The following is a 2,236-nucleotide window of genomic DNA, read 5'->3' as shown; positions in this document are numbered from 1 at the left end:
GTTTTTTGACTTTCCATTCACCTTCGCCATAAACCTTAAGGCCAGTCGCATCAATGGCTAATTGCTGTATGTGTCCTCCTCTCGTTTCATCTAAAATGAGACCTCAACTTGCTTTACTCTACGACTGATGCAGGTGTAATGCAGACAGCTCAATGGAACATGAGCTAGCTTAAATAATGAATAGATAAATCCTTGTAGTGGCATAGAGCATACTCGTTTCGCCATGAGCGCAGTGGCAAAGCTAAATAACTAAACCGACTTGGTCTGCCGCGTTGGTTTTACTTGCCTTATGGCTTTTTCATCAATCCAAAAAGTCAGAGAACCACGTTAATGAATGGTTGGTTGGTTGGTGTGCAACGAGGCTTAAGCATGAGGCTACGAGGAAAAAGGAATGTAGCTGAACAAATCCTAGGTTGTAGATTTGGTTCCATTGAATTACGCAATAAGGCACATATGAGCCAGTAAGTTCTTATAAACTCAAATCATTGATTTAACCTTCAAAAAATACTGGATCTTCCACCAAGATATCTAAGTCTTTGTCTAAAGATGCCAACATATTCTTTCGATATTCTTGAGGAGATAATTCATTTTCTCTTTTAAATATTTGTCTAAAGAACCGAACATCTTCATAGCTGACTCTACGTCCCACCTCCTCTACAGTGAGTTTAGTGGTTCTAAGAAGTTCTTTTGCAAATGACAGCCTAACTAATTGAATAAACTTTAATGGCGTGATTCCTGTTGCATCTTTAAACCTTCGCTTAAACTGTCGTTCAGAAAGATGCGCCTCCGAAGCCAACTCACCAACGCTCATTGAGCTAGAATCAACGCTTATTATCCACTTCTGGATGTTATGAATTAATGCATCTTTATGTTGCATAAAACTCATCACGTCACTGTAAGTCAACGACGTATCATCGCACTCATTCGCACTGCACAACTGGTGACATATACACTTTACCTGACTGCCGAAAATTTCTTCAATGATTTGAAAAATCAGTCCTTGATAAGTATAAACGCCTGAAGATAAATAGACCCTCTCGTTAATTAGTGCCTTTCTCTGTTCCAAAAGGCTAATAGCAGGAAAGTTTTTGCGAAACAATTGTGAATAATATGGATGAACAACTGCCTCACTGCCATCAAGCAGTCCCCCTTGTGCTAGGACAAAAACACCCGTGTCGATACCGACTACTCGTGTGCCTTTTTGATGTAGACTTTTAACCCATTCAATAATTTCTTGTGGAATACAGTTTAGAATTTCTTCTGGGTCACCAATCGAACCGACTAACAAGACGTCTGCTGCCGTTATATTTTGCCATCGTTCATCAACTTGAATTGTAATACCACCACGCCCTGATATTGGTTTATTATCAACAGAAACAACGGTCGAAGAAAAACTACTACACTTAGCAAGAGCAGCCGCCGTTTCTAAGATCTCTAACGGCCCCGTGGTTGTGGTAAAAAAGCGACCAGAAACAACTAGAGCTACCACACCAACCTTATTCTTACCAATATGCTCCAAAATTACATCCACCTCACTTATTAAAGCACCTCAAATTATAGCTTACTCAACTAAAATGCCACACATTTTCACACAGCTAAACATAGTAAATTTAATTATAATTTAACTATTAAATGCTAGATCTAAATCGAACAGTAATGAAAATAACACAAAAAATAAAAATTACCTACTAACCAAACCCCATTGAAAATGTTAAGTTTTTGCTCAGTTAGAGTTATTTTTATTCAAATCCCTGGTTTTGGCCACCATTATTTTTACACGCAGCGCAATGCCACTGCTTTTCTTGGTCGGGCATAGGCGATGCCTTGTTTGTCTTGTTTTTTTGTTACCAATATGATCATTCACCCTGACTCGACGTAATTATCTCAATGTAAAGTTAATAACCACATTTCTCACCATAGCAATATATCAAACCAAGCCCACTCCAACCCAATAATAAATTGAAATAATATCATAAAATAAACTTATACAACCCATCCTTGGAACTAATCCCTTTAAGAACAGCCTATAAATAAGTTTATTTTATATTTTCATCACATACGCTAATTTAACTAATCATTCATTAGGCTATATATTATTGCATAAATTCATCATTTATTTACTTTATGCTATTAAATAATATAAAATCCAATTTCGTAATAATTTCGATTGCAACATTATTATCCGGTTGTGGCAGCGAAGACAACTCCTCTCCGGCCCCATCAACTCCGAATACAG

At 37.3% G+C, this 2,236-nt stretch carries 1 protein-coding gene and 1 pseudogene; both read right to left on the bottom strand.

What is annotated here, in order from left to right:
- Positions 1-327 (bottom strand): annotated as a pseudogene (locus AB6E08_RS22660) (transposase); the annotation flags it as partial.
- A gap of 163 nt (positions 328-490) precedes the next feature.
- Entirely contained in the window at positions 491-1,519 is a 1,029-nt protein-coding gene (locus tag AB6E08_RS22655) for a GlxA family transcriptional regulator (protein ID WP_054543368.1), read from the bottom strand.
- Positions 1,520-2,236 lie beyond the last annotated feature (717 nt).

Source organism: Vibrio sp. 10N.247.310.24 (genome assembly GCF_041467175.1).
GTDB lineage: Bacteria > Pseudomonadota > Gammaproteobacteria > Enterobacterales > Vibrionaceae > Vibrio > Vibrio tasmaniensis_A.
The sequence above is the reverse complement of the archived record's forward strand: the minus strand, read 5'-3'. Positions and strand labels throughout refer to the sequence as shown.